Below are 26,328 nucleotides of genomic sequence, written 5' to 3'. Positions count from 1 at the left end.
TATCCCACCAGTGCCCTTAACCGGCAGGACTCCCTCATCGAAAAAGTGTTTCATGCAGCAGTGCCGCTTTTTTTGCCCCGGATGCCGGTATGCTCTTGTGCGTCTCTGCTGCAGAACGCCTATGGTAACTACAAAATACAGTGCTCTGTAAATAGCAGAGCACGAACCATTGATACAAAACCTGTCCATTCGGTCAGAATTCATTCTACCCCGGCTTGCCTTTTTACCGTCTATCTGCGGGGTTTCCCTTAGTTTTTCACGCATTAGAAAATGCTGACATTCCAACCGCTGCCGATACTATTTCTCGAAGAATTTCATAATCCCGCCGCGCGCCATTTCTGTAATCCCGACTGTTGCCCCACGAACAAAGGCGTCCGATTCTGCATTGCAATGAAAATGCCTTCCTCCATCGCCCTGGTGCGGATCGACAATTTAACCGCCCAGTCATCAACCGGGCGTACCCCCGCCGGAATTTTAATGCTAGGATCGCGTGCGTTCAGGGATTTGACTTTTCATACCATACCGGGTCGAGGGATCCCGGTGCAACGGCTTGTTCGGAGATAAAAAATGAAACGGAAAATTGCCGGGCTTCTTTCGGCCTGTACAGTGCTGACTTTCGGTGCCGGTTCGGCACTTGCGGATTATGATCTGCGCATCCTCCATACCAACGACGTTCACGACCGCGTTGAATCGGTTACCAAATATAACAACAGCTGCAGTGCTGAAGACGAAACCGAAGGCAAATGCTTTGGTGGCTATGCCCGTTTGGCAACCGCTATTCGCGACAACCGGGCCATGGGTGGAAATGTCCTTGTTCTGGACGGCGGAGATCAGTTCCAAGGGTCGCTTTATTATTCGACCTACAAGGGCAAACTGACCGCCGAACTGATGGCAATGGCGGGTTATGATGCCATGACGATTGGCAACCACGAATTTGACGATGGTCCCGATGTTCTTGCCGCCTTCATCAAGGCGAGCAAAATTCCGGTCCTGTCGGCCAACGTTAAACCACTTGGCGGTTCCGGCCTTGAAGGTTTCATCAAGCCCGACACCATCGTCGAGGTCGGGGGCGAGAAAATCGGCCTGATCGGCATCACCACCGAAGAAACCCCGGATATTTCAAGCCCTGGCGACCATGTCAGCATCACTGATTCCGAAATGGCGCTGCGCTATTCCGTTGCCCGTCTGCGCCTGAAGGGCATCAACAAAATCATCGTGATGAGCCATTCCGGGTCTTACAAGGATTTTGAACTGGCCAAGACCGTCAGCGGCGTCGACGTCATCGTCGGCGGCCACGATAACCAGCTATTTTCGAACACCAATGAAAAGGCGGACTATCCCTACCCGGTTGTTGAAACCGCACCGGATGGCAAACCTGTTCTGGTTGTTCAGGCCTACGCCTATAGCAGGTATCTCGGCGCGCTTGAGGTCACCTTTGATGACGACGGCGTTGCCAAAGCATGGTCGGGCGAGCCAATCACCCTTGATGCCAGTATCAAACCTGCCGAAGATGTTCTGGCGAAAATCGCCGAAGTCAGCGGTGCGGTCGATGCGGTCCGCACCATCGAAGTCGGCAGCTTCACGACCGCCGCCGATGGATCTCGCGAAACCTGCCGCGCGATGGAATGCGCCATGGGCTCTCTGATTGCCGATGCGATGCTGTGGAAAGCTGGCGAGGGTTACCAAATCGCCATCCAGAATGGCGGCGGCATCCGTGCCAGCATTGACGAAGGCACCGTGACAATGGGCGAAGTCCTGACGGTTCTGCCGTTCCAGAACGCCCTAGCGACCTTCAAACTGTCAGGTGCCGATGTCGTGGCGTCCCTTGAACATGGCGTTTCACTGGTGTCCGAAGGCAAAGGCCAGTTCCCGCAGGTTTCGGGCCTGAAATTTGATCTGGACCTTAACGCACCCGTCGGGTCGCGCGTATCTAACGTCATGGTCAATGAAGGCGGTACTCTCGCTCCGATTGATCCGGCCAAAATGTATGGCGTCGTATCGAACGATTTCATGCGCAATGGCGGGGACGGTTATGCCCTGTTCCGTGATAATGCGACCGATGTCTACGATTTCGGCCCGAACCTTGAACAGGCTGTTGCGGAATATATCGGCATGAACTCGCCGATGACCCCGGCAACCCATGATCGCATCATGATGAAATAACCCCGAACCAACCGGTTTGACCTAGGGCGATGCACGATGATCTCGCGCATCGCCGTTCTTGTTTTGCTTGCGTTGCGTTGGCCCTGCAGCTTATGACTTCGCACCTGTCCCCAACGATCCGTTCAATAAGAAACAGAGCATCATCTTGATTAACCCGGCCAGCAATATCCTTTGCCTTGGTGCAGCCCATTTTGACCGAACCCTGCAATGCATGGAAACATTCGTGCCTGCAGCGTCAAATCCTGTGCGGACCCTGCATCGCAAACCGGGTGGTGTCAGTCGCAATATCGCGGTTCACCTGCGCCTGCTGGGCTGCAATGTCGGGATGCTTGGCGCGGTTGGCGAAGACGGTGACGGGGACGAAATCATCCAGTCCCTGTCCGAAATCGGTATTGATACACGGCAAATCCGCAAGATTCCCGGCGGTCATACCGCCGGCTATACCGCCATTCTTGACGAAACCGGTGAACTGGCCCTTGGGCTAATGGATGCCGAAATATATGACCACCTGACATGCGACCTTTTGGCCTATCAACTGGCAAATATTCAAAACTGGCCGTGGTGGCTGGTCGATGCCAACCTACCGACCGAAACCCTGATCTGGCTGGCCGACCAGAAAGGCACATCGCGCTTTTGTGCGGCTACAGTATCCCCATCAAAGTCGGCACGCTTCAAACCGCTTCTGAACAAACTGGATGTCCTGATTGCCAATCGGGCCGAAGCAAAAATTTTATCCGGCACTGAAATCAACGACATTGATGATGCGATAACCGCGATCAAGGTCCTGCGTGATCATGGTATTCCCCATACTATCATCACGCTGGGTGCCAAGGGTGTCGTATCTGCCAATGACCACGAAATCGCTTTCTGGCGTCCGTTGCCAACCACGGTCGTTGACGTCAATGGTGCCGGAGATGCGTTTTATTCGGGCTTCTTGTCGGCTTTCAGCAAATCGGAAACCAGCTTTGACGCTGCGATTGGCACCGGCCTTGCAATGGCAAGCCTGACCGCAGAAACCCGCGGGACAACCGTTTGGAATCTTGACAGCAAAATGGTTCAGGAACGTGCGTTAAACGCCTATAAAGAAACGATTTAACAGCCAACTTTACCGACTGAATATTTCAGCCAGTTACCAAGTTCCAGCAATCTGCGTTCATAAAGCAGCGCATCTTTGTCAATGCCGTATTGCCATGCCAGATCGCGTCGATCCGGGTCCTGATGCAACGCCATCCAGTTTGCCGCCATGTTTTCAAGCGCTCCCTGATCGGCAAACAATCCGGCATCAATCAGGCGCTGCCCGTATCGCCGGAAAATCGCGGCAAGTTCCGCCAGCGTATATTCCGGATGGTATTGCACGCCCCAGAATTTCAGCCCGTCATTTTCCATCGCAAGCGCCTGGATATGGCTGTGCTCATTCCCCGCAAGAACCACGGCCCCCTTGGGTGGAACCGATACTTCGTCCATATGCACGGTCAGTGCCGAAAAACAGACCGATTTCCCGCGATACATCGGATGCACAACCCCTGCGCGGTTCAGGCGGATCATGCGCCCGACCCCGATTTCACGCCCATTGGGCGATGCCCGGACTTCGCCGTCAAAGGCACGGGCCACGATCTGCATGCCCCAACAACTGCCAAATACCGGCACACCGGATTCAACCGTTGCCTTGGCCAAGGGTAATTGATTTAAAACCGCATCTTCATCGATATAGGCATTAAGCGCCGAACCGGTCCACGCAATGCCGTCAAAATCGCCAAGCTTCACACCGTCGGGAAGACAGTCCGGCCCATCATCGGCAGGCCGGACAATCGTAACATCAAGTTCAGGATCAAGGCGTCGCAGGGCCGTTTCATATCCCTCGCCCGATGGCGATCCACCCAGTGAACGGTTCAGCTCATTCACCTCGTGGCGATTGCCATCGACAATCAGGATTTTTCTGACGTTTTCCATGATAACACCCTGATCCCGTTATTGTTCTGGTTATCGTTTCTTGAACTTAGCCAAGTTCGCCGACACAGGCCCGACGGAAGATTTCGGCATAATCAGCCACCGAAAGTTCAATCGGGTTGCCTCCATCGGACGGATCACCCTTGGCTTTGGCCGCGACTTCGTCGGCACGGTTTACGTCGACACCGATTTCCGCCAGCGTATTGACGATGCCAAGACGGATACGGAACGCCAGAACCCATTCAAACAGGGTATCAAAGCCCGGTGCAGCAAGGCCCAGCAAACGACAAATCGTTTCACAATTGCCTTCAATCGCGCGGCGGTTGGCACGCATGACATACGGCAGAAGGATTGCGTTGGTCAGGCCATGATGTGTATCAAAAATCGCCCCGATCGGATGGGCCAGTGCATGAACACCACCAAGTCCCTTCTGGAAGGCTGTTGCCCCCATCGACGCTGCCGAAAGCATATCAGCGCGCGCCTCAATATCCTTGCCATCGTCATAGGCACGCGGCAGCGCATCGGCAATCAGCCGCATGCCTTCAAGGGCAACACCATCCGCCATCGGATGATAACCCGGCACACAATGGGCTTCGAAACAATGCACAAACGCATCGACACCGGTCGCTGCCGTCACATGCGGCGGCAGGCCAATGGTCAGTTCCGGATCGGAAATCACGATGGCTGGTAACATCTTCGGATGGAAGATGATTTTCTTTTCGTGCGTATCTTCCTTGGTGATCACGCTGGCACGACCGACTTCGGAACCAGTCCCCGACGTGGTCGGAACGGCAACAATCGGCGCGATACCGGCCGGATCGGCACGGGTCCACCAGTCACCGATATCTTCGAAATCCCACATCGGACGGGTCTGCCCTGCCATCAAGGCAACTGCCTTGGCCGCATCAAGGCCCGAACCGCCACCAAAGGCAATCACACCGTCATGACCGTCTGCACGGTAGACCGCCAGACCGTCTTCAACGTTTTTGCCTGTCGGATTGCCTTTCACACCAGCAAACAGCCCTGTCGGAAGTCCTGCGGCTTCGTTTGCGGCAATCGCATCGCGCACCATCGGCAGGTCTTTGAGCCCCTCGTCGGTGATCAACAACGGCTTCTTCATGCCTGTTGCCTTGCAGGCATCTGCCAGTTCCGAAATACGGCCCGGACCAAAACGCACGGAGGTCGGGAAGTTCCAGTTTCCAACAATCTTCTTGGTCATCTCTGTATCCTTTGCGCGCAAACGCGACGTTAAATCTTGGTCCGCAGGTGGAAGCTTTTCGGCCGGGTCAGTGATTCGTAACCCAATTTCGAAAGCGTGCATCCACGTCCCGAATTTTTCACCCCCGTCCAGGCCAGTGCCGGATCAAGGTAATCTGCACGGTTCATGAAAACCGTTCCGGTCTGAAGCCGGTCACCAATCGAAAGGGCAGCATCTTCATCCGCCGTCCAGATCGATGCCGTCAGGCCGAATTCACTGTCATTCATCAGGGCAATGGCTTCCTCGTCGGACGTCACCTTCATGATGCCGACCACCGGGCCAAAGCTTTCCTCGCTCATGACGCGCATCGAATGATCGACATTGATCAAAACCTGCGGCGCCAGATACGAGGTGCCTTCCTTGTTGGCGGCAAATTTCGACGGATCGATCAGTGCCTTTGCCCCGTCGCGGATGGCATCGGCAATCTGGCCACGCACAAAGGCCGCCGATGACGCCCGCACCATCGGGCCAAGGTTGGTTTCCGTATCAATCGGGCTGCCAAGGCGGTATTGCGACACAAGGTCGGTTGCCTTTTCAACAAAGGCATCAAACACGCTTTCATGGGCGTAAATGCGTTCAATCCCGCAGCACGACTGACCGCTGTTAAAGAATGCACCATCAATGACGTTTTCAACCGCATGATCGATATTGACGTCCGAACGCAGATAGGCCGGGTCTTTCCCGCCAAGCTCCATACCGGTTGCGATGAACTTGCCACCCACCGCTTGCTGAACTGCGTGACCGCCTGGAACCGAACCGGTGAAATTGACGAAATCAACACGGATATCGCCCATCAGTTTTTCCGCATCCGCATGGCTCAGATGAAGATACTGGAACAATCCCTTGGGCAGGCCAGCGGCCTCAAACGCCTCGGCAAAGCGTTCCGCGCAAAGCGGAGTCTGGTGCGAATGTTTCAGCACCACCGCATTCCCCGCCATAAGGGCGGGAACAACGCCATTCACGGCCGTCAGATACGGGAAGTTCCACGGCGCGATGATCGCAACAACGCCCAATGGTTCACGGCGGATGAAACGGTTAAAACCGGCCTTCTCGCCCGGATTGTAATCGCCAAGCGCCTCGGGGGCGATGTCGATCATGTAATCCGCACGTTCCTTGAAACCGTTGACCTCGCCACCAGCCTGCGAAATCGGGCGGCCCATCTGCCAGCTGATTTCAGCCGCGATTTCATCCTTTTTCGCGACAAAGGCGGCAACCGCCTTGCGCAGGATTTCCTGACGGGTTGCGACCGGCACAGTTCGCCATTCGGCCTGTGCGGCGCGGGCAACATCAAGTGCCTTGTTGATCTCGGCAGCACTGGCAAGCGGACGCTCGACATAAACGGATCCATCAACGGGCGAGATGGTGCGTAAACTCTCGGACATAATGCCTCACAATTGGAGAATGAGTTAGGGCGCTAAGATATGTGATCGGGCGCGAAGCGACGATGCGTCGCCGCGTGCAACAGATCAAATGATTTCGAAGTAACGCTGCATTTCCCAGTCGGTAATCGCCTTGCGGAATTCGCGTTCTTCCCATTCCCGCGATTGGGCGTAATGGGTCACGAATTCTTCGCCAAACAGCGATTTTGCAGCCTCCGATTTGCGCAAACGTCCAGCTGCCTCATAAAGGGTGGCTGGCAATGTCGTCTCTTCGGGGAATTCCTGCGCATAGGCGTTGCCGACGACCATTTCGCCCGGCTCCACCTTGTTTTCAATGCCCCAAAGTCCCGAACCGATGGCAGCCGAAAGCGCGATATAGGGGTTAATGTCCGCCGCAGCAATGCGATATTCAATACGCTGCGATTTGGCACTACCCGGAATGACGCGAAGCGCCGTGGTCCGGTTTTCAACACCCCATGTTGCCGTCGTCGGTGCCCAGAAACCCGGGATCAGTCGCGAATAACTGTTTACCGTACAGGCCACCATCGACAGAAGTTCCGGCATAAGTTTCTGCTGCCCGCCAAGGAACCAACGCATTTCATCGGACATGTTGTGCGGTTTATTGGCGTCATAAAATGCCGCCCGGCCATCCTTGCCCTTGATCGAAACATGCATATGCCCCGACTGCCCCGGCCAATCGGGCGACCATTTCGCCATAAAGGTCGCCATCCATCCGGCACGCTGAGCCAGAACCTTGGTAAATGTCTTGAACAATGCGGCTTTGTCAGCTGCCCTTAATGCTTCGTCATGACCAATGGCGGCTTCAAGCACACCGGGACCGGTTTCGGTATGAAGTCCCTCAATTGGGAAATCCATGCTTTCGCCGAGTTCAAGCAGGTCATGATAGAATTCCGAATGCACGGAATTGCGCAGCATCGAATAACCGTAAAAGCCCGGCGTGATGTTCTTAAGATTGCGATAGTTCTTTTCACGTACAGAATGCGGATCTTCCTCGAACAGGAAAAACTCGAACTCGCAAGCAGCCGACACGTCATATCCCATGGCATCGGCTTTTTCGAGAACACGGCGCAATGTGCCGCGCGGACAAACAGTTTCCGCTCGTCCCTCGAACTCGCCAAGGAACAGGACGGTATCGTCTTCCATCGGCAATTCGCGGCAACTTTCCGGGATCACGCGCACCGGTGCATCCGGATATGCCGTGTGCCAGCCGGTAAACTCGGATTTGTCATAAAGCTGGTCATTTGAATCCCAGCCCAGAACCACATCACAAAAGGCAAAACCGGAATCGAGTGCCGACAGGAATTTGTCGCGATGCATGTATTTGCCGCGCATGATTCCGTCGACGTCGAAAATACCGATTTTGACGAATTTGATGTCTCGTTCCTTAATCAGTTTTCGTGCGTCATCGGCGGTTTTGACATCCTTCGCCTGCATCGGCGGCCTCCTGTGATTTGGGCTTTATTATTGTGTCGGATTGACCGGTTCCTGCCCGTTTATATTTCGCGTCTTGTGACGTCTTGGTCTGTAATGTAAATTACAATATTGAACATTTAAACAAATATTTTGCCATTTTGTATTATTCATTACATGGACAAAACTCGCATAAATGCAAAAGAATACCGGTTTACAGGGCAGCAGGTGCCCAATGAAACATCTGCTGCCCTGCCCAATCAAAATTGACCGTTCCCGACGGGCTTAGCTGTAACGATACGGCTTGCCGGCTTTTTCCATCACCGCAGCATACTGCTTGAAGATCTCCACGACCTTCGCGCAACGCGGGCTGGTCTGCGCAATCTCATCCCAGAACTTATGTGCTTCGGCTTCGACCGTCGCCCATTCCGCATCGGGGATCGAGGTCAGCTTCAGCTTCGTACCCTGGGTCCGAAGTTTGGCTTCACCACCCCAGTACCAATGCTGGCGATAATAGTGCGAGCTGTCCATGCACAGCTTGAACAGAACTTTCAGATGTTCCGGAAGTTCGTTCCAGCGTTCTTCATTGGCGAAGAACGAGCCACACCATGCACCGGAAATGTTGTTGGTCAGGAAGTAGTTGGTCACATCGGCCCAACCGACCGTGTAATCCTCGGTGATGCCCGACCATGCGATCCCGTCAAGCTCGCCGGTCTGAACGGCAACCTCGATGTCTTCCCACGGCAGGGTGACCGGAACAACGCCAAAGCGCGACAGGAATTTACCCGCCGTCGGGAAGGTAAAGACACGCTTGCCTTTAAGGTCTTCCAGACTGTTGATCGGATCAACCGTTGCAAAATGGCACGGGTCCCACGAACCGGCAGAAAGCCATTTGACACCTTCGACTTCGCTATATGCTTCGTCCCAGATTTCGTTCAGGCCGTATTCTTCAAACAGGACCGGAACGTCAAGGCTGTAACGGGTCGCGAACGGGAAATAGCCGCCAAAGACCGAAATATCCACCGGAGCCGCAATCGAGTCATCATCGGACTGAACCGCATCAATAGTGCCGCGCTGCATGGCACGGAACAACTCGCCGGTCGGAACCAGCTGATCGGCATAGTAAAGTTCGATTTCCATTTCGCCATTGGCGACCTTGTTAAAGGCATCAATCGCCGGTTTGATCACATGTTCGCCCAGCGCCGGACCGGCATAGGTCTGCAAACGCCAGGTGATCTTGGCGTTCTGCGCCTTGACATAAGGTGCGGCAAACGCCGTGGTACCGGCTGCTGCGGTTGCAACACCGGCTTTCTTCATAAAGTCGCGTCTCGTCGTCATTGTATCATCTCCCTGATCGATGAAGTTCGTTAACGCATTAATTAGCTGCCCTGCCCGCCTTACGGGTCTGGCAGCGCCTCCTCTTGTTGGAAATTTAAACCTCCCCTGAATTGATTTTGTTTTGAACGGCGGGGCCTTCTGCGACCCCGCCGGTATCGGGTTCATTTGCTTACCGCGCGTAATGCCATTCCGGCAGCCATAGCGCGATCTGCGGGAACGCCATCACGATGCCAAGCGCCATCGCCATGATGATCACAAACGGTGTGATGGATTTATAGATGTCCTTTAACGTTACCTCTGGCGGGGCCATGGCACGCATCAGGAACAGGTTGTAACCAAACGGCGGTGTCATATAGGCGATCTGACAGGTGATGGTATAAAGCACGCCATACCAGACCAGATCGAAACCAAGTGCACCAACCAGCGGCACATAAAGCGGTGCGACGATCACCAGCATCGCGGTGTCATCAAGGAACATGCCCATCAGGATGAAGGAAATCTGCATCATGATCAGGATCTGCCACGGGCCAAGGCCCATCTGATCGACAAAGAAGCTTTCAATCGCCCGAACCGCACCCAGCCCGTCAAACACCGCACCGAATGCCAGTGCTGCCAGAATGATCCACATGAACATGCAGCTGATCGACAGTGTCTTGCGCAGGGTTTCTTCCATGACAACGCGGGACAGGCGGCGCTTGAACAAGGCGGCAAGGGTCGCGGCAAGCGCCCCTACGGCCGAACTTTCAACAAGCGACGTAATCCCCATCAGGAACAGACCGGTCATCGAGAAGAAGATGAACAGCGGAACGATCCCGGCTTTCAGCAGGCCAACCTTCTCGCCCCATGTGATTTCCGCGCGTTCTTCCTTGCTTAATGCCGGGCCCATACTGGGCTGCAGCCAGCAGCGAATGGCAATATAGATGATGAACATGCCCGCCATCAGCAGCCCGGGGAACACCCCCGCCAGCCAAAGCTGCCCGACCGGCTGACGCGCGATCATGCCATACAGCACCAGAACCACGCTTGGCGGCACAAGAATGCCAAGCGAACTGCCCGCCTGAATAACCCCGGTCACCATGACCTTGTCATAGCCACGCCGCAAAAGTTCCGGCAACGCAATGCTGGCCCCGATCGCCATGCCCGCAACACTTAGGCCATTCATGGCCGACACCGCGACCATCAGAACAATCGTCCCGATGGCAAGGCCACCGCGAACCGGCCCCATCCAGACATGGAACATCCGGTAAAGATCATCGGCCAGACCGGATTCCGAAAGCATATAGCCCATATAGACAAACAACGGCAGCGTCAGAAGCGGATACCACTTCATCAGCTTCATCGCGGCACTGAACGCCATTTCAGAACCGCCATCCCCCCACATGCCAAGGGCGAAAACAACGGCAACAAAACCGATGGCACCAAAAACCCGTTTCCCGGTCAGAAGCATCAGCATCATCGTGGAAAACATCAGAAGAGCGATCATTTCATAACTCATGAAAGGCTCTCCCCGCGGGCGGCTGCCACATCTTTAAAGAAGGTTGCAATTGCCTGCAGCAGCATCATGAACACGCCAAATGTCATGATCGCCTTGATCGGCGACATCGGCGGTGACCACGCGGAATAGCTGGTTTCGCCATACTCGAACGCATAGGCGGTCGACGACACGCCGCCATACAGCAGAAATGCCAGATAAAAGATCAGAAACAGGATCGTGATCGCATCAAGCCCGGCCTGTTTGCGCGGCGACAAAGCGCCATACAGCAAATCCATCCGAACGTGCGAGTCCAGCTGCATGGAATATCCCCCGCCCAGCAGGAAATAGGACACCATCAGGAACTGCGCGGTTTCCAGCGTCCAAAGGGCCGGAAATTCCATCAGCTTGGTCGCAGCGGAATACAAAAGCACCGCAAGCATCGCAAAGATCAGATACATCGCAAACCGGCCGATGATCCGGTTCACGCAATCGACCCATCTGACGTAGGTCTTGATAAATTCAGGCATCTAACGCCACCCCAACATCTCCCTGTTTTATCGGTCGCAACAGCGGTTGGTTTGTCATTTGCAAATATGATCCCACCCGTTCACATCCGATGGATGCGAACGGTGATACGAAATGCCTTACCGCCCGGAAAAACCCGGCAGGTTCAACATCGACACCAAATCTGGATGGAAGTATTCGCAGCCCTGACAACCCATATTGCATCCCCTTGTCTGCACCACCTTTTACAAGGCCGTACCGTGTGATGAACCGCCTCCCGGGCGACCGACTTTTGCCAAGCCGTTGAATTGTTGCACCGCTTTTCGCGGCACGGGTTTTATCCCTTCTGTAACGAACGTTACATGATTTCAATTTTGATGACAAGAATATCAAATATTGTAAAATTCGTTACAATCATTGTATTTGTAGGTCAGACAAGGTAAACCGCGCCCGAACAATGCATAAGCGCACTTTGCGGGTGTTTGGCCATTCCGTGCGAATGGCATAACCGGGGAAATATCGCCTTTGGATGCGAAGCAGCAGGCAACGAAACCGACAGTCGCCGAACAGATCACGCAAAAAGCCGATACACTGACCGCATCGGAACGCAAGCTGGCGCAGGCCCTGCTTGGCAACTATCCAATGGCCGGGCTTGAAACCGTGGCGACCTTTGCCGAACGGTGTGGCGTTTCCGCCCCGACGGTGCTGCGCTTTGCCAGCAAGATCGGCTTTGACAGCTATCCCGATATGCAGGCGCGCCTGCGCGGTGAACTCGAAGCCCGCCTGCAATCGCCCCTAACCCGAAGCAGCCTGCCCCGTTCGCGCAATCATTCCGGCCATCCAATGGGCGAATTGCTTCATGAAATGACCGAAGCAACCATCAGCAACATCCGCACAAGCCTTGCCAATATCAACCCGGCCGAACTGCAAAGCGCGATTGAGCTGATCGGTGATTGCAAGGGATCGGTTTATCTGCTGGGCGGGCGGTTTACATCCGCCCTTGCGGTTTATGCCTATGAACATCTGCGCACCATGCGAAGCCATGTGCGCCGCGTCTCGGGCCAAAGCGCCAAATGGGCCGAAGACCTTCTGGATATCGGCAAACGCGATGTTCTGCTGGTCTTTGATGTCCGGCGTTATCAGGCCGATGTCATCGCATTTGCCGAAGCCGCTTCCAGACAGGATGCCAAAATCATTCTGTTCACGGACCAATGGCTCAGCCCGATTGCACAATTCGCCCGCCATGTTTTTCCGGTCCGCATCGAAACCGGCACGACGTGGGATAGCTCGGCTGCCAGCATGGTCATGCTGGAAACCCTGCTTGAAGGGGTCGGTCAACATAACCCCGAACAGGTGCGCGCGCGCATCAAGCATCTGGAAATCCTGCGTCGCGCGCCGCAATCTTAGTACGCCGCGTGCGTTGCCCGCAGTAATGATTGAAACCACCGCCGCACCGCGATAGCTTGGGGCATAATTTTTATCCCCAAATACCGGAGCTGCACCGATGCATCCCTTTTTCATTTTCGTGAAATGCGATCTGGGCAAAGCCTATGACGTTGCCACAGCACTGGTCGAGGAAATCGAAGGTGTATCGGAAGTCTATTCGATTTCGGGACCGTTTGAATTGCTGGTAAAGGTCTATATCGAAGACGGTCAGGATATCGGGCGCTATGTGAACGAAAAAATCCACCTGCTGCCCCATATCAAGGATACGCAGACGATCATCACCTTCAACGCCTTCACCTGATCATAGAACCACAGGCGCAAACAAAAAAACGCGGTGAGATTTTCACCGCGTTTTTCTTTATCCATATCACATCCGATGCTAGTCGCGCACAACGTCGCGGATCACATCAAGGATGATATCGGTTCCCTTTTCAATCAGGACCACATCACTACCGACAATCTGTCGAATGGCATCCGAACGATACGGCAGGCGTGATCGTAAATCTGCCGGAAGGTCGCGTTTGGCAATCCCCGGGGGCAAGGTGCCGCCGCGCTCAAGCTTCATGGCAATACCGGGTGGCAATCCGTCTTTTCCTTTGCCGTTACCCTTGTTCTTGCCACCTTTGCCTCGATTTTCGTCATCGCCAATATTGCGGTCAACCGCATCAAGCACGTCATAAATGATGCGCCGTTCTTCTTGGCTAAAACCGCCCGATTGCGCGATTTCATAAACTGGCGCAGCAGCCGGTTTGCTCGCAGCCGCCGTTGCTGTCAGAACCATCACTGCCAGCAAGGTCGAACCCGCAAGTAACAATGGTTTGGCGATGGACTTGAACTGATCGAAATACATCATCGCAACCTCGTCGGATTATTAAAGCTGATCCATCATAGATGATGTTCGAGAACGCCATTGGCGACCCCGCCTGTTACGATAACGTCTGAAATGATTGTTTTATTCCCGCCTCAAAAGAAAAAAGCACCCTTTTGGGGTGCTTTGATCAGTGGCGGACAAGGAGGGATTCGAACCCTCGATGGGGCTTTTGACCCCATACTCCCTTAGCAGGGGAGCGCCTTCAGCCACTCGGCCACTTGCCCTTATCTCTTTGGTGTTCCGTGCGGAACGACGCCTTTCTTAAACATCGCATCAGCCCATGTCAATGCCGGAAACAGGCGTCCTGCCCGTTTTCTTTTATCAAATCCGGTGAATGAAACCACCAGCTTTTTGAAGGGCTTTGCCATTACCTTTTCTGGTTGAGGACCAAAAGAGTCTCCAAACCATCATATTGCTGTCATCGCAGCGAAAAACTTGGCTGTCATAAGAGCTGTGTAAGTTTCTTTTTCCCGTTTGAGCCCGTTCGAGACAGAAAGCAGGTTAAAGCATCATGCGTACCGTTTATCAGAGCACGGATGACCTCGGTCATACCCTTCGCGCCCTGAAACTCAGCAAGGAAGGCCACAATAATCCGGTCTATCTTGGCCTTGTCATTCACGACCGCGAAGTCCTGTTTCGCACCCGTGAAAATTCATCACGCGAATTTGTTCTGCAGAAGATCAAGGAATTCGTCGCGGCCAACAGCCCGACATTAAATGCCCAACCGGCCTGATGGCCGGTTTTTTATTGCCCGGATCGCGGTCGGTTCATCCCGCCCGCAATACCACGCGAAACGAGATCGCGCCGGGGCGAAACTCCCCGTTCGCCCTGCAACTCGAACCGCCGGTCTATTGACCGGCGGTTTCTTTATCCGTCCTATGCCCGCTGCGTCACCGCCTGCCGCCCGCCAAGCCACATCAGTACCATCGCCATCACCAATACTGGCAGAACCCCGAAATTGATAATGTTCCACCCGGCTCCGGCAATCAGCGCACCTGCCACCAGCGATGCCGCCGTCCCGGTAATACTGTTGCCAAGTTCCATCAGGCTTTGCGCATGGCCGCGTTCCGATGCATCATGCCCCTCGCCCAAAAGCGTCGTCCCCGCCAGCAACATCAGGTTCCAACCAATCCCCAACAGGAACGAACTGATCAGGAATGCCGAAAAACTGATCCCCGACACGGCAAAGGCCACACTGAACACCAACGCCAGCGCGCCGACCATTGCCATCAAGCGCGCACCAAACCGGTCAATCATCGGTCCGGCAACAAAGGCCGGTAAAAACATGCCGATAATGTGCCAGCGAATGACATTCGCCGCCGTATCCACATCAAACCCGCAAAACTTCATCGCAAGTGGCGTCGCCGTCATGACAAGAATCATGATGCCGTGCCCGGCGGCACCGACCGCGATTGCCCCGCGCAACCTCGGACGACTTAACAGTTCCAGTAACACCGCACCACCGGTGCGCGTTTTTGCCGGAACCCCACCATCACGCAACATCAACATGATAAGAGCCGCGATTGCTGCCAACCCGGCAAGTGCGAGATACGATCCGGCAAACGGGATCGCCACCATATTGCGGGTATGGCTTGCAATTTCGGGCGCAATCAGGGCCGCCAGAACACCGCCCCCCACCACCAAGGCGGCCGCACGACCCTTCTGATCATCCCGGACCGCTTCCAATGCGGCATACCGGTAATACATTGCCGATGCCTGATATCCGCCAATCAAAAACGTCCCCAGACACACCAACAAAAATTCCGCCTGATAAACCCCGGCGGCCACCACGGCACCGCCAAGAACCCCGCTGATCGCGCCCAGAAACAATCCGGTCCGCCTGCCATAATGCTGCATCATCATCGCCAGCGGATGCACACAGGCGAGGTTCCCCAGCAACAATAACGCCAATGGCAGGGTCGCCAATCCCGGCACAGGGGCCAGATCAATCCCGATCAATGATGTCAGGGTTATCCCGATCAGCGAACAGGACCAGTAAAGCGCCTGAGCAATAAACAGCAGACGCACCGATCCATTGGTCAGTAACAGCATGTCGCCAACTCCAATAAAAACAGATCATTATAAAAATATCTTCGCCGTTCGCTTAAACCGGAACGGCCATTGGCCTTCGCCCGAAACGGTCGGCATATTCCTGCGGACTGACCGACAAATGGCGTTGAAAGGCGCGGCGCAACGTTTCGGGATGGCCAAATCCGCATAGTCGCGCCACACGCGTCACTGTCATGGCATCATCCTGCAAAAGGGCACGCGCGGCTTCGATCCGAACCCGTTCAACATAACGTGCCGGTGTCATGCCAAGATCGCGGGTGAATACCCGCGATAATGTCCGGGCCGACATGCCCGCACGACGGGCCAAGGCTTCCAGCGACAGATCACCATCGAGTTGGCCCGGTATCCATTCTAGCAACCCGGCAAGCTGCGCTGTCGCCCCGATGGCAGGCGTCAGATAGGCCGAAAACTGGGCCTGCCCGCCCGGTCGCTTTAAGAACATCACCAGTCGCCGAGCGACGGCAAGGGCAATCGCCCGCCCGTGATCCACCTCGACCAACGCCAGAGCAAGATCAATGCCCGCCGTTACCCCGGCCGATGTAAAAATATGCGGATCGCCGTCCAGACCACTCGCATCGTAACTGTGCAGCCGATCCTCGATCACATTGACCTTCGGGAAATGCGCGCGCATCTCGTCGCAACGCGACCAATGCGTGGTTGCCATCCTGCCATCCAGAAGTCCCGCCTCGGCCAGAATCAGCGCACCGGAACAAACCGATCCAAGCCGCCCGACACTACCTTCTGCCCGTGCCAGCCATTCCAGTATATCCGGACGCTGGCGCAACCGGTTGACACCATCTCCCCCCGCAATCAGGACAGTATCGGTTTCATCCAGATCAAGGTCCCGCCAATCCAGATCGGCATACAACCTGAATCCGCCCGATGTCGGCACCGGCCCGGCAGCATCGGCAATCACCAGTAACTCATAAGCCCGTTCGCGCCCCTGCCGTTCCAGTTCGGTATTAGCGGATGCGAAAACCTGCAACGGTCCGACAACGTCAAGGCTCATGACATCGGCAAAGGCAAGGCAGGCGATGGTTTTTGTGCTGGTTGTGTGGTCTGGCATGAGAATCCCCGTTCATCAGGAATGCAGCATGCCTCAGGATATCATTGGCAACAATGACAAACACCCCACGAATCTTGCCACAACATCTGTTGCCACAATCTTCGCGGGGTGTGCCTCTTCGCAGTTTTACTGCGTCTCCCCACCAAACTCTGGATCGGTCGCCCTAAAAACCGCTTCGCTGCAAAAGGGCATAGAAATCACGTATCGTGCCTTCCTTGGCCGTCATATCCTTGATGTCATCAACAAGCTTGTCGGTAAAATTCGGCTGTTTCAGATACCCGACGACCCTTTTCCGGGCCATGGATGCCGATTTCCCCTCGATCAGAACGCCACTCGAACAGAATTGCACCAGCATATAGGCACGCTTACGCAGATGAAGCGACGGATTGTCGATCCGCTCGATCACCTTTTCACGCACCAGATAATCCGCCAGCCCCTCGTCAAGCTTGTCGCCAATGCGCTGTTTCTGTTCGTCGGAAAGTTTCGATGCCTGGAGCGCATCATTCATCACCGTGACCGTCGCCATCTTGTCGCGCGGTTTGGCATCACTGTCGCAAAATGCGCGCAATGCCCGCATATCCTTGACCGTATCCATCAGCATATCGAAAACTTCGTCCCCGAAATCTTCGACAATCCCGGAATTCATAACTGCCAGCAGCCAAGCCATCTTGCGGCAATTCGGCCCCATGCGACCGTTGATTTCCGCCACCCCGTCAATCATGGCACGCGGACCACCAACATTGCGAAGACGCGCGCCGCGCTCGGCCAGTGCCGATACCATCGGTGCCCCGTAAACAACGCCCTTCTCGCTCACCAGCCGGTCCAGAATACCGACCAGCGGATCAGGATCGCTTTCATGACGGGTCAGACTGTTCGCACTGCGCAACTCGCGAACAATATAATCAAACAGGGCTTCCTGCGACGTCGCCAGCAAGCCCGAACCAAACAGCGGATTCAACAACTCAAGAATATCATCCGCTGAACCGCGATTACCACGCGCCCGCCCCAACGCCAGATCGATATGCAGGATTACCGCATCGCCAAAGCTGCGCGAACTGCCAAGCAATTCCTTCAACGCCACTGGCGATCCCAGAATGTCGGCAATAACATCGTCAAGCAGCTTGCGCGCGGCCTCATCTTTCTCGTCACCCTTGACCTTCAACGCCAGATCAAGCTTGCCAACCCAGTTTCGGCTTGACGACAACACCCGCGTCAGCGCGACCATGGTCAGAAAGTCGGTATCCTCCGCAAGGTTCAGACGGCGAATTTCATCACGGACTTCGGAAATGGTAGCATCTTCAAATGCCGGAAGGTCGACCTTTTCGACCTCGCGCGCGCGCGCGGCCAACTGTTCGATCGCACCATGCAGCTTGTTCATGGCCTCGATATGGTCGCCATCGGTCGCCTTGGCATGAATGCCGGCCACCTTGTCGACCGCAGTCGGCATCAATGTATCATGAAACATCAACTTGCGCAGATTCTGATAATTATACATTACCTCGCAAGGGGTCAGGATTTCCTGTTCGAAATATTTGCGCAGCAGACGATTGATCGTCGCACGGCTTTCCGACTGCAAAAGGTCGTTATCGGAATCACAAAGCGGTGCATCCTCAATCGCCGAGACACGAACATCCTTGTCGTCGTCTTCGCCTGCACCCTGTTTTTCCAGAAGAACTTTTTCGATATGCCGACCGTCGGCGCGTTCCCAATCACGAACAACCCTAACGGCGGAGACCTTGGTCTTTAAAAGCTTTTCAGCCTCGTTAACCGCCTCTTTTTCGACATCAAAGGTCGAATGAATGATCCAGCGTTCCCCACGCTGAACCCGTACTTCAAAGGTCGTATCCGACATAACGCGCACTGGCTCCCTAACTTCCTGTATGGGGGCGGCATTTGCATGCCATTACTCAGTCAGGCGCGTGTCCCATCATTTTTATATTTATACTTCTTTATAAGGCAATTCTGTTTCTGAAAACAATAGGGCGAATTCGAACTTTTCAAATGTTATCGGAAATCGCGGTATTCCAGCAAAACAGACACCATTCCGGATACATCAAACAATAGTCATACAACCCAAAATACCAATACCTTGGTATGATCCGCTATACCAACCCCATCCTTGAGGCAATTTCAGCGATAAGACTGGGCAATGGAATCGCTCAGTCGTCCCAAAAGATCGCTCATGGCAGCAACGGTTGCCTCGGTGGTTGTGTCTTTCGGAACCACGGAGTCCGTAAACCGTTCGGATACAGCAACTTCACCAGAATTGAAATTGACGATTTTCCAACGTGCCACCATCTGCACTGAACCGTCCGGTTGGCGCTCAAACTGTCCAAGATCCACCACGATCTGCCAGACAACCCCGTCACGAGAATTCCACGGGAATGTCTCGATCCGCTGCGGGCTCAGTCGATGATCCAGATTTTCCACCAGGACATGCTGAATGTTTTCATCCAGCGGTTCTGCCCAGCGATCAAACTGATTAATCACCAACCGGTTATCGCTGCTGCGTGTTACGATCTGGCTGCGATCCAGATGGCTTGGGATGGTGATCGGACCAACCCCGACCACCGCTGTTCTGGCCGCCCCCGACGGCGCGGCAACATCATCTGGTGACAACAGGAAATAACGCTCCTGAACCGGTGTGCTGCATGCTGCCAGAACCCCCAGCGATGCTACAAACATTCCCGCCATCACACGGTCGCGAATTTTTGCCGTTGCTTTCGGTTTCATCTGCAATTCCTGCATCATTCTTGCTCCCGGCGGCCCGGTTTGCCCAAGATCAGGGCATTCGGATTTTGTTCAAGGAATTCGGCAAGATCACGCAACGACCGGGCTGCTGCCGACAATTCCTTCATCGTTTCCTCGAAATTATAGCGGACAGGCGAACTGGGCGAGGTCACATCACGCACCCCGCCAAGCGCAACCTGCGCGGCTTCCAGTGCTTTCTGGGTTGCCGGCAAGACGCTGGTATCAAGGTTCGTCACAAGCTGGTTCACCCCGGCAGCAGCCTGTTTCAGGCTGTCCATCCCTTCGATGATTGCCGGTGATGTAACTATATTCTCCATCCCCTCGACAGTTCCCAGCAGGCGAATACCTATTTCCTCAATCGGGAATGTCTCGACCTTTTCAAGCAGCGAGGACAACGAATTACTAATCTCGTCTATTTTCTGCGGCAATGTCGGCAGTTCGGGAATTCTCCCCTGCCCATCACCCAGATACCGGGCAGGTGTCACCGGATACATGCCAAGATCGACGAACAGCTGACCGGTGATAAAGCTTCCGGTTTTCAGACGCGCCCGCAAGCCACGCTCGACCAGAAGATCCATGATCTGCGAATAGTCGGTATTTTCGGAATTCCGCCCGCCAACCATCTGCACCCTTTCCGGTTCCAGCGTGACTTCTACCGGAACCCGGAATGACTGGTTCGGCACAACATATTCCAGATTGACGCTGTTGACCGTCCCCACACGGATACCATTGAATTCCACCGGTGCTCCCGGCGTCAGCCCGCGAACTGATGAATCGAAATACAGCATGTATTTCTGGGTAATGCCATGTGTCAGAATTTCCGCCTGTTTGCGGTTATCATTCAGCCGGAACACGGTATCGGATTTCGCTGTTTCGGAATTAAGACTTGCTTCCGGGGTATAAAAATTGATCCCGCCGGCCAATACCGACCGCACAGATTGCGCGCGCACTGAAAAACCTTCCGCATTCAGATCAAGGCTGATGCCGCTTGAATTCCAGAACCGCGTGTCGCGCTTGACCAATGCATCAAACGGTTTGCGAATATAGATCGGGATGGAAACCCTTTCGGCTGCGGAATCCAGGTTGGTATCAAGAACCTCGCCAACCTCGACCCCACGCAGCAGAACCGGGGTTCCCGACGCGACCGAACCAAGCTCTTCCGCCATCAGAATAAAGCGTGTTCCATCCGTACCATCAGGCACATATTCCGGTTCTTCCGATCCGGTAAACTCGCGGGCTTCCTCGCCTGACTTATCAGGCACGACTTCGATATAGGCGCCTGAAACGATGGTTTGCAGGCCGGAAATGCCCTGTGCAGAAACACGCGGGCGCACGACCCAGAATTTGGTGTTCTCAGTCAGATAGGGCTCGAAATCCGATGTCATGCGCAGGGTCAGCACGACATGATCAAAATCCTTGCTCAGATTGATTTCGGTCACCTGCCCGACATCGACATCACGATACCGCACGGCGGTTTTTCCTGCTGTCAGTCCTTCGGCCGTTTCAAATGTTACGGTGATTTCCGGTCCCTTGGCTGACGCCTCGCGCCATAACAGCCAGCCGCCAATGATCAACGCGACAATCGGCACAATCCAGATAACCGGCAGGTTCTGAAATGCCTTTTTCACCTCGGGCCTGCCCGGCTGCCCCTGTTCGGCATTCCGGCTGGTGTCGTCCGTCATGATGACATCCCCTGTTCCTTTTGCATTCCCGCCCGATCCCAGATCAGCCGCGGATCAAACGCCATCGCCGACAGCATGGTCAGAATGACCACGGCACAGAAGGCTACGGCACCAAATCCCGGTGCAACGGTTGCAATGTTACCCAATTTCACAAGTGCTGCCAGTATCGAAACCATGAACACATCAACCATCGACCATCGGCCGATCAGTTCCGTGATCCGGTAAACAAGCGTCCGCTGCCGAAGCGGTCCGCTCAATCCCAACCCTGTTGCAACATAGACCCACCCCAGCAGCACGATTTTCAGGATCGGCACCACGATGCTGGCCGTAAAAACAACAATCGCAATCGGCCATTCACCCGATTGCATTAAAACCGCCACGCCCGACAGGATGGTATCGGATTCCGCGCGTCCCAGATATGTGATCGTCATGATCGGGAAAATATTGGCCGGGATATAAAGCACCATCGCCGCCACCAGAAGCGCCCACGCCCGCGACAGGCCTCCTGCCTTGCGATGATGCAGATGCGTCCCGCATCGCGGACATTTCCCGCCGGTTTCCCGCGCGGCACTATCGGTTACGACAAACGCGCATGTATCGCAGGTCATCCAGCCGGTCGCCCTTGTCTGCCCGGCATTGGCACGCAGCTCTTCCAGATCCTCAAGCGTTGCATAACGCAAATTCTGCGGTGCCAGTCTGCGCCAGATGGTCCTTGGATCCAGCGTTGTACTCATCAGCAATGTCGCAGGGATCAGAAGACAAACCGCATAAAAGGCAGGCCCGGCGATGACATCGGCAAAATCCGTCAGCTTTGTCAGCGCGACCAGAAGCCCGATCAGAAACACATCCAGCATCGACCAAGGCCGGATCACCGCCAAAACCCGCCAGACCGCACGCAGGCCCGGCACGACAAAGCCGAAATAAAGCGGCATCAAAACATAGATATACGCCCCGATCAGCATCAGAGGAGCCGCAATCGATGTCAACGCCACCATGAAGGCCAGGAACGGAAAACCTTCCTGCCAGAAGGTTACAACTCCGCTTAGCAACGTGTTGCTTTCGGTACGCCCTTCCATGGCAAAGGTCAGGATCGGAAATGAATTGGCAATCAGAAACAGGACAAGTGCGGTAATGGCGAAGGCCAGCGGCCGCTCCACCGTGCCCTTCTGCGCCTGATACAAGGGCGACCCGCAGCGTGCGCACCGCGCCACAAAACCCGGCGGGATGTCATCTTCGACATGCAGGTAATCGCAATGTTCACAGGCAACAAGGCGATGCGACATTCAATCTTCCCGTTTCCATAAGGCATTAGCGCACAATCTGGAAGTCATGTGAGTAAGCGGCAGAATTCGTCCCCTGTCAAACCTGATTGGCAAATCGGATCGGCCTTATGCCATATGGCCAAACCCAAAATAAACGCGATCCCAACCATTTAGTTCCCGATTTGGGGCAAATAATGGCGCGCTTCACCCAGAACGATCTCATTGACCTGCGACAGCAAGCCGCTTTGCATGTTCCAGTGATGCCAATAAAGCGGCCGCTCGATTACATGCGGGCACGGTTGCACCAGCCGTCCGCTCCGTAAACCTTCCGCCGCCTGATGTTCCTCAACCACGGCATAGGCGATGCCCTGCTCGGCCACGGTGACGAACCCTTGCGAACTTGGCACCGTATGGGCTGGAAATTCTCCCGGCACCAATCCGAAATACTTGTTCAAGAACTGGTTTTGCAATTCGTCATGGCGCGAAAAATTAACTGCCGGACAGGATCGCAGCGCATCGGCTGTCACTCCGCTTGCAAAATACCGGTCTCGAAATTCCGGCGCCACCACCATGATATAGCGCATCGCACCTAATGGCCGCACCCGGCATCCCTGAATCGGATCGGACCGCAAGCTGACCGCTCCCAGAACCGTTCCGGCCTGAAGCGCCTCGTGATTAAGTGCTTCGTCATCGACCGTCAGATGCACCAGTAGGTCGAGCTCATCGAACAATCTTTTGGGAACTTTGACAAACCAGGTCGCCAGACTGTCGGCATTGACCGCAATCGCGATCTGGCCGAAATGGCTGGCAGAATGCAGCTTTGGCAATTCCTCATATAATTCCTGCTCAAGCAGGCTGACACGCTGATAATGCTGCAACAGCCGCTTGCCCGCGTCGGTCGCGGCAATCGGTTTGGACCGGATGATCAATGGCTGCCCCAACCGGTCTTCCAGTAACTTGACCCGCTGGGATATCGCCGACTGCGTCAGACCAAGATCACGCGCCGCCTTCTCAAAACTGCCATGACGGATCACCTCGGCACTGGCCTGCAACAGTTTGTAATCAATCATTTTATTATCTCAACTTCATCCACCAGCCACACACATATTCATCAATGGATCGCCAGCTACCAATAATGTATCACCCACACAGAACAGCCTCGCCTGCTACCAAGGATGCATCGCTACACCAGGACTGCCGTCTGTCGTCACGACTATACTTCCATGCTGCTTAAGCAGCTTGCGAGCAGCATGATACCGGGGCTGGTCATACGCTGCTGCGCGCATTTCAATCATAAAATTTATTAATACTATATCATGATAATTCGATTTTCTTATTTCTTAAAACTGCTATCCCTGCCCCATCAACAGCGATTTTGCGGGATGGAAAATGCTTCTAACCTTTGCGACCGGATTTGGGCTTGGCGGCGGGTTGATCATTGCGATTGGGGCACAGAACGCCTTTGTGCTGGGACAAGGATTACGTCGAAACCATCCGGTAATGGTCGCGTTCATCTGTGCGCTGTGTGATGCCGCGCTGATTGCCGCCGGAGTTGCCGGGCTGGGAACGCTGGTTGCCACCTACCCGATCCTGACCAAGGTCGCGGCGTGGGGTGGTGCGGCCTTTCTGATCTGGTACGGGTTTGGCGCGCTCAGACGCGTGTTTGAAACCGAAACCCTGTCAGAAAGCGATGTAAAACAAGCGGGCTGGAAGGCGGTACTGACGACGACGCTGGCGGTCACGCTTCTGAACCCGCATGTGTATCTTGATACCGTTGTCATGCTGGGCGGGATTGGCGGGCAGTTCCCCGCAGGGGAACGGCTGGCCTTTGCGCTTGGAGCGATGAGTGCCAGCTTTGTCTGGTTCTTTGCGATTGCCCTTGGGGCAGCGTGGCTGGCACCCTATGTGGCGCGGCCGATCACATGGAAAATCATTGATGGCGTGACCTGTGCGGTGATGTGGCTGGTGGCTTACAAGCTGATCGCACCGGAAATCGCATCCCTGTTTCATTCCTGAGGAAAAATGAATAATCGACCCGATTAAGCATTTTTTGTGGAAAATGGGGATCGGGCAGTTTATTGGCCCATCGCTTCCTTGAAATGCTGCCGGCAGACCGAGACATATCGATCATTGCCACCGATTTCGACCTGGGCCCCCTCACGCACCGTCTTGCCGTTTTCATCAACGCGCAGAACCATCCCGGCCTTGCGTCCGCAATGGCAAATTGTCTTAAGCTCGCTTAGCTTGTCGGCCCAGGCCAGAAGCCATTTCGAACCTTCAAAAAGCTGCCCCTGAAAATCGGTACGGATGCCATAACACAGCACCGGCACGCCAAGCTTGTCGGCGACATCGGAAAGCTGCCAGACCTGATCCTTGGTCAGAAACTGCGCCTCGTCCACCAGCACGCAATCAATCCGGCCTTCATCAAGCTTTTCCCCTATCAGGGCGCACAGGTCGGTATTGCCGTCAAACAAGACGGCCGGGGCTTCAAGGCCAATGCGCGATGCGATCTTGCCAACACCAAACCGATCATCAAACGCAACGGTCAGCAGAAGCGTCTGCATGCCGCGTTCCTGATAGTTGAAGCTCGATTGCAAAAGCGTCGTCGATTTGCCCGCATTCATCGACGAATAATAAAAGAACAGCTTGGCCATAGTTTCCCCCGAAAATCGTTATTGGGGAATAGCCGATCAATCGGGATTGATCAATATGACAACGGCACCCAAACCAGTTATCCGCCATTGCGGCCAATATCGATGTCACGCAGTTCGCGGCGCATGAAATCAAGCAGCGACTGGATTTTGGCACTGCGCGTCACACCGGCCGGAAACACGGCGAAAACTTCAAGATCGGGCAATTTGCAATTCGGCAGAATATGCACCAGATCACCGCGCGCGATTTCATCGGCAATATCGCAAAACGGCACAACCGCAAGCCCATGCCCGCCGCGCAGGAATTGCAGACGTGCCGTTGCATTATCAACCCGGACACTACCCGATACCCGAATGGATTTTTCCTGATCATCACAGGTCAGGCGTAGGGTTTCGGGTACTCGGCTATACATCACCCAATCATGATCGGCGAGCTGTTCGGGGGTTTCGGGCAGACCTGCCCGCACCACATACCCCGCCGATGCCGCAACGATCCGGTGGGTCTGATACAGCTTGAAGCTTTTAAGCTCCGAGCTTTTGAGCGGCCCGGACCGGATGCCGATATCAATCCCCCGCCCGATCAGATCGACAACCTCGTCAGACAGATGAACATCAATCGCCACCCCAGGATAGGTTTGACGAAACCGGTCAAGGATCGGCACGATGCGAAGCGTGCCCAGATGCACCGATGAAGTGATCGATATTTTGCCGACCGGCTCGTCACGCAGGATTTCGACCCGTTTGCGGGCGGCCTCGGCCTCCAGCGCGATCGTCCGGCAACTGTCGTAATAACGCGTTCCGGCATCGGTCAGGCTGAAATTACGCGTGCTACGCCGAAGCAGCGGCACGCCAAGTTTGGCTTCAAGCTGCCGGATCTGATGGGATACCGCAGCACGGCTCAGCCCCATCTTGCGCGCCGCGGCAGAAAACCCGCCATCCTCGACCACACGGGCGAAAATCATCATTGCCCGAACTTCATCCAGTGCCGACATTTCATACGCTCATTTAATTTGACAATCTGTCCAATTCTTCGAC

Annotated in this window: 24 protein-coding genes and 1 tRNA gene; 6 read left to right on the top strand and 19 right to left on the bottom strand. The window is 54.7% G+C overall.

The features are described from left to right. Nucleotides 1–567 precede the first annotated feature (567 nt). Together TH5_RS08075 and TH5_RS08070 are read left to right on the top strand one after the other, a co-directional pair. On the top strand, nucleotides 568–2,163 hold the full coding sequence (locus tag TH5_RS08075) for a bifunctional metallophosphatase/5'-nucleotidase (RefSeq protein ID WP_114121411.1): 1,596 nt from the start codon (nucleotides 568–570) through the stop codon (nucleotides 2,161–2,163). Nucleotides 2,164–2,308: 145 nt separating this feature from the next. Continuing rightward, the gene (locus TH5_RS08070; protein ID WP_114121467.1) at nucleotides 2,309–3,259 is read left to right on the top strand and encodes a carbohydrate kinase family protein; all 951 of its coding nucleotides are present in this window, start codon (nucleotides 2,309–2,311) and stop codon (nucleotides 3,257–3,259) included. On the opposite strand, the gene TH5_RS08065 is transcribed toward TH5_RS08070, so the two are convergent. From TH5_RS08065 to TH5_RS08035, 7 genes are all read right to left on the bottom strand, one after another. Continuing rightward, nucleotides 3,256–4,113 carry a type 1 glutamine amidotransferase gene (locus TH5_RS08065; protein ID WP_114121410.1) on the bottom strand — a complete coding sequence of 286 codons (858 nt, stop codon included), beginning with the start codon at nucleotides 4,111–4,113 and terminating at the stop codon, nucleotides 3,256–3,258. The genes TH5_RS08070 and TH5_RS08065 overlap by 4 nt on opposite strands. 46 nt (nucleotides 4,114–4,159) lie before the next feature. Continuing rightward, nucleotides 4,160–5,329 (bottom strand): iron-containing alcohol dehydrogenase, encoded by a 1,170-nt coding sequence (locus tag TH5_RS08060; protein WP_114121409.1) that lies wholly within the window; start codon nucleotides 5,327–5,329, stop codon nucleotides 4,160–4,162. A gap of 29 nt (nucleotides 5,330–5,358) precedes the next feature. After that, complete coding sequence (locus TH5_RS08055) at nucleotides 5,359–6,750, bottom strand: aldehyde dehydrogenase family protein (RefSeq protein ID WP_114121408.1); 1,392 nt, start codon at nucleotides 6,748–6,750, stop codon at nucleotides 5,359–5,361. 84 nt (nucleotides 6,751–6,834) lie between these two features. Next, a complete protein-coding gene (locus tag TH5_RS08050; RefSeq protein WP_114121407.1) occupies nucleotides 6,835–8,202 on the bottom strand; it encodes a glutamine synthetase family protein in 1,368 nt (455 codons plus the stop codon). Between the two features lie 261 nt (nucleotides 8,203–8,463). After that, nucleotides 8,464–9,516, bottom strand: a complete 1,053-nt coding sequence (locus TH5_RS08045; RefSeq protein WP_114121406.1) for a TRAP transporter substrate-binding protein — start codon at nucleotides 9,514–9,516, stop codon at nucleotides 8,464–8,466. Between the two features lie 169 nt (nucleotides 9,517–9,685). Further along, the gene (locus TH5_RS08040) at nucleotides 9,686–11,011 is read right to left on the bottom strand and encodes a TRAP transporter large permease (protein WP_114121405.1); all 1,326 of its coding nucleotides are present in this window, start codon (nucleotides 11,009–11,011) and stop codon (nucleotides 9,686–9,688) included. After that, complete coding sequence (locus TH5_RS08035; protein ID WP_037987544.1) at nucleotides 11,008–11,517, bottom strand: TRAP transporter small permease subunit; 510 nt, start codon at nucleotides 11,515–11,517, stop codon at nucleotides 11,008–11,010. The genes TH5_RS08040 and TH5_RS08035 overlap by 4 nt, the downstream gene beginning before the upstream one ends. A 502-nt stretch (nucleotides 11,518–12,019) precedes the next feature. On the opposite strand from TH5_RS08035, the gene TH5_RS08030 reads away from it, so the two are divergent. Continuing rightward, nucleotides 12,020–12,901, top strand: a complete 882-nt coding sequence (locus tag TH5_RS08030; RefSeq protein ID WP_114121404.1) for a MurR/RpiR family transcriptional regulator — start codon at nucleotides 12,020–12,022, stop codon at nucleotides 12,899–12,901. 97 nt (nucleotides 12,902–12,998) lie between these two features. Then, nucleotides 12,999–13,241, top strand: a complete 243-nt coding sequence (locus TH5_RS08025; RefSeq protein ID WP_007089884.1) for an Lrp/AsnC ligand binding domain-containing protein — start codon at nucleotides 12,999–13,001, stop codon at nucleotides 13,239–13,241. Nucleotides 13,242–13,319: 78 nt separating this feature from the next. On the opposite strand, the gene TH5_RS08020 is transcribed toward TH5_RS08025, so the two are convergent. From TH5_RS08020 to TH5_RS25465, 3 genes are all read right to left on the bottom strand, one after another. Next, nucleotides 13,320–13,793, bottom strand: a complete 474-nt coding sequence (locus TH5_RS08020; protein ID WP_244204855.1) for a hypothetical protein — start codon at nucleotides 13,791–13,793, stop codon at nucleotides 13,320–13,322. A 149-nt stretch (nucleotides 13,794–13,942) separates the two neighbouring features. Next, nucleotides 13,943–14,035, bottom strand: a tRNA-Ser gene (locus TH5_RS08015). Then, entirely contained in the window at nucleotides 14,036–14,179 is a 144-nt protein-coding gene (locus TH5_RS25465; RefSeq protein ID WP_167443488.1) for a hypothetical protein, read from the bottom strand. A 143-nt stretch (nucleotides 14,180–14,322) separates the two neighbouring features. Here TH5_RS25465 and TH5_RS08010 point away from each other — a divergent pair, with 143 nt between their 5' ends. Next, complete coding sequence (locus TH5_RS08010; RefSeq protein WP_062949104.1) at nucleotides 14,323–14,544, top strand: hypothetical protein; 222 nt, start codon at nucleotides 14,323–14,325, stop codon at nucleotides 14,542–14,544. A 143-nt stretch (nucleotides 14,545–14,687) separates the two neighbouring features. Here TH5_RS08010 and TH5_RS08005 read toward each other — a convergent pair whose 3' ends face one another. From TH5_RS08005 to TH5_RS07975, 7 genes are all read right to left on the bottom strand, one after another. After that, on the bottom strand, nucleotides 14,688–15,863 hold the full coding sequence (locus TH5_RS08005; RefSeq protein ID WP_114121403.1) for an MFS transporter: 1,176 nt from the start codon (nucleotides 15,861–15,863) through the stop codon (nucleotides 14,688–14,690). A gap of 52 nt (nucleotides 15,864–15,915) precedes the next feature. After that, nucleotides 15,916–16,947, bottom strand: coding sequence for a GlxA family transcriptional regulator (locus tag TH5_RS08000; protein ID WP_114121402.1), 1,032 nt, complete (start codon nucleotides 16,945–16,947; stop codon nucleotides 15,916–15,918). Nucleotides 16,948–17,110: 163 nt separating this feature from the next. Continuing rightward, complete coding sequence (locus TH5_RS07995) at nucleotides 17,111–18,799, bottom strand: hypothetical protein (RefSeq protein WP_062949110.1); 1,689 nt, start codon at nucleotides 18,797–18,799, stop codon at nucleotides 17,111–17,113. Nucleotides 18,800–19,077: 278 nt separating this feature from the next. Beyond that, nucleotides 19,078–19,680: a PqiC family protein gene (locus TH5_RS07990; protein WP_167443487.1), complete on the bottom strand. Its 603-nt coding sequence runs from the start codon at nucleotides 19,678–19,680 to the stop codon at nucleotides 19,078–19,080. A 14-nt stretch (nucleotides 19,681–19,694) separates the two neighbouring features. Then, the gene (locus TH5_RS07985) at nucleotides 19,695–21,380 is read right to left on the bottom strand and encodes a PqiB family protein (RefSeq protein WP_114121400.1); all 1,686 of its coding nucleotides are present in this window, start codon (nucleotides 21,378–21,380) and stop codon (nucleotides 19,695–19,697) included. Beyond that, nucleotides 21,377–22,663, bottom strand: coding sequence for a paraquat-inducible protein A (locus TH5_RS07980; RefSeq protein ID WP_114121399.1), 1,287 nt, complete (start codon nucleotides 22,661–22,663; stop codon nucleotides 21,377–21,379). Before TH5_RS07980 ends, TH5_RS07985 begins: the two co-directional genes overlap by 4 nt. Nucleotides 22,664–22,812: 149 nt before the next feature. After that, nucleotides 22,813–23,712, bottom strand: a complete 900-nt coding sequence (locus TH5_RS07975; RefSeq protein WP_114121398.1) for a LysR family transcriptional regulator ArgP — start codon at nucleotides 23,710–23,712, stop codon at nucleotides 22,813–22,815. 319 nt (nucleotides 23,713–24,031) lie between these two features. On the opposite strand from TH5_RS07975, the gene TH5_RS07970 reads away from it, so the two are divergent. Then, the gene (locus TH5_RS07970; protein ID WP_114121397.1) at nucleotides 24,032–24,658 is read left to right on the top strand and encodes a LysE/ArgO family amino acid transporter; all 627 of its coding nucleotides are present in this window, start codon (nucleotides 24,032–24,034) and stop codon (nucleotides 24,656–24,658) included. A gap of 59 nt (nucleotides 24,659–24,717) precedes the next feature. On the opposite strand, the gene TH5_RS07965 is transcribed toward TH5_RS07970, so the two are convergent. Both TH5_RS07965 and TH5_RS07960 read right to left on the bottom strand, forming a co-directional pair. Next, the gene (locus TH5_RS07965) at nucleotides 24,718–25,296 is read right to left on the bottom strand and encodes a thymidine kinase (RefSeq protein WP_114121396.1); all 579 of its coding nucleotides are present in this window, start codon (nucleotides 25,294–25,296) and stop codon (nucleotides 24,718–24,720) included. A gap of 77 nt (nucleotides 25,297–25,373) precedes the next feature. Beyond that, a complete protein-coding gene (locus TH5_RS07960; RefSeq protein ID WP_114121395.1) occupies nucleotides 25,374–26,285 on the bottom strand; it encodes a LysR family transcriptional regulator in 912 nt (303 codons plus the stop codon). Nucleotides 26,286–26,328 lie beyond the last annotated feature (43 nt).

The sequence above is a fragment of the Thalassospira xianhensis MCCC 1A02616 genome (genome assembly GCF_003326475.1).
GTDB lineage: Bacteria > Pseudomonadota > Alphaproteobacteria > Rhodospirillales > Thalassospiraceae > Thalassospira > Thalassospira xianhensis.
The sequence above is the reverse complement of the archived record's forward strand: the minus strand, read 5'-3'. Positions and strand labels throughout refer to the sequence as shown.

Excerpts from the sequence above, each read along its gene's own strand:
- TH5_RS08075 (WP_114121411.1), top strand. The coding sequence starts at position 568 with ATGAAACGGAAAATTGCCGGGCTTCTTTCGGCCTGTACAGTGCTGACT.
- TH5_RS08065 (WP_114121410.1), bottom strand. The coding sequence starts at position 4,113 with ATGGAAAACGTCAGAAAAATCCTGATTGTCGATGGCAATCGCCACGAG.
- TH5_RS08060 (WP_114121409.1), bottom strand. The coding sequence starts at position 5,329 with ATGACCAAGAAGATTGTTGGAAACTGGAACTTCCCGACCTCCGTGCGT.
- TH5_RS08055 (WP_114121408.1), bottom strand. The coding sequence starts at position 6,750 with ATGTCCGAGAGTTTACGCACCATCTCGCCCGTTGATGGATCCGTTTAT.
- TH5_RS08050 (WP_114121407.1), bottom strand. The coding sequence starts at position 8,202 with ATGCAGGCGAAGGATGTCAAAACCGCCGATGACGCACGAAAACTGATT.
- TH5_RS08045 (WP_114121406.1), bottom strand. The coding sequence starts at position 9,516 with ATGACGACGAGACGCGACTTTATGAAGAAAGCCGGTGTTGCAACCGCA.
- TH5_RS08040 (WP_114121405.1), bottom strand. The coding sequence starts at position 11,011 with ATGAGTTATGAAATGATCGCTCTTCTGATGTTTTCCACGATGATGCTG.
- TH5_RS08035 (WP_037987544.1), bottom strand. The coding sequence starts at position 11,517 with ATGCCTGAATTTATCAAGACCTACGTCAGATGGGTCGATTGCGTGAAC.
- TH5_RS08025 (WP_007089884.1), top strand. The coding sequence starts at position 12,999 with ATGCATCCCTTTTTCATTTTCGTGAAATGCGATCTGGGCAAAGCCTAT.
- TH5_RS08020 (WP_244204855.1), bottom strand. The coding sequence starts at position 13,793 with ATGATGTATTTCGATCAGTTCAAGTCCATCGCCAAACCATTGTTACTT.
- TH5_RS25465 (WP_167443488.1), bottom strand. The coding sequence starts at position 14,179 with ATGGCAAAGCCCTTCAAAAAGCTGGTGGTTTCATTCACCGGATTTGAT.
- TH5_RS08010 (WP_062949104.1), top strand. The coding sequence starts at position 14,323 with ATGCGTACCGTTTATCAGAGCACGGATGACCTCGGTCATACCCTTCGC.
- TH5_RS08005 (WP_114121403.1), bottom strand. The coding sequence starts at position 15,863 with ATGCTGTTACTGACCAATGGATCGGTGCGTCTGCTGTTTATTGCTCAG.
- TH5_RS08000 (WP_114121402.1), bottom strand. The coding sequence starts at position 16,947 with ATGCCAGACCACACAACCAGCACAAAAACCATCGCCTGCCTTGCCTTT.
- TH5_RS07995 (WP_062949110.1), bottom strand. The coding sequence starts at position 18,799 with ATGTCGGATACGACCTTTGAAGTACGGGTTCAGCGTGGGGAACGCTGG.
- TH5_RS07990 (WP_167443487.1), bottom strand. The coding sequence starts at position 19,680 with ATGAAACCGAAAGCAACGGCAAAAATTCGCGACCGTGTGATGGCGGGA.
- TH5_RS07985 (WP_114121400.1), bottom strand. The coding sequence starts at position 21,380 with ATGACGGACGACACCAGCCGGAATGCCGAACAGGGGCAGCCGGGCAGG.
- TH5_RS07980 (WP_114121399.1), bottom strand. The coding sequence starts at position 22,663 with ATGTCGCATCGCCTTGTTGCCTGTGAACATTGCGATTACCTGCATGTC.
- TH5_RS07975 (WP_114121398.1), bottom strand. The coding sequence starts at position 23,712 with ATGATTGATTACAAACTGTTGCAGGCCAGTGCCGAGGTGATCCGTCAT.
- TH5_RS07970 (WP_114121397.1), top strand. The coding sequence starts at position 24,032 with ATGCTTCTAACCTTTGCGACCGGATTTGGGCTTGGCGGCGGGTTGATC.
- TH5_RS07965 (WP_114121396.1), bottom strand. The coding sequence starts at position 25,296 with ATGGCCAAGCTGTTCTTTTATTATTCGTCGATGAATGCGGGCAAATCG.
- TH5_RS07960 (WP_114121395.1), bottom strand. The coding sequence starts at position 26,285 with ATGTCGGCACTGGATGAAGTTCGGGCAATGATGATTTTCGCCCGTGTG.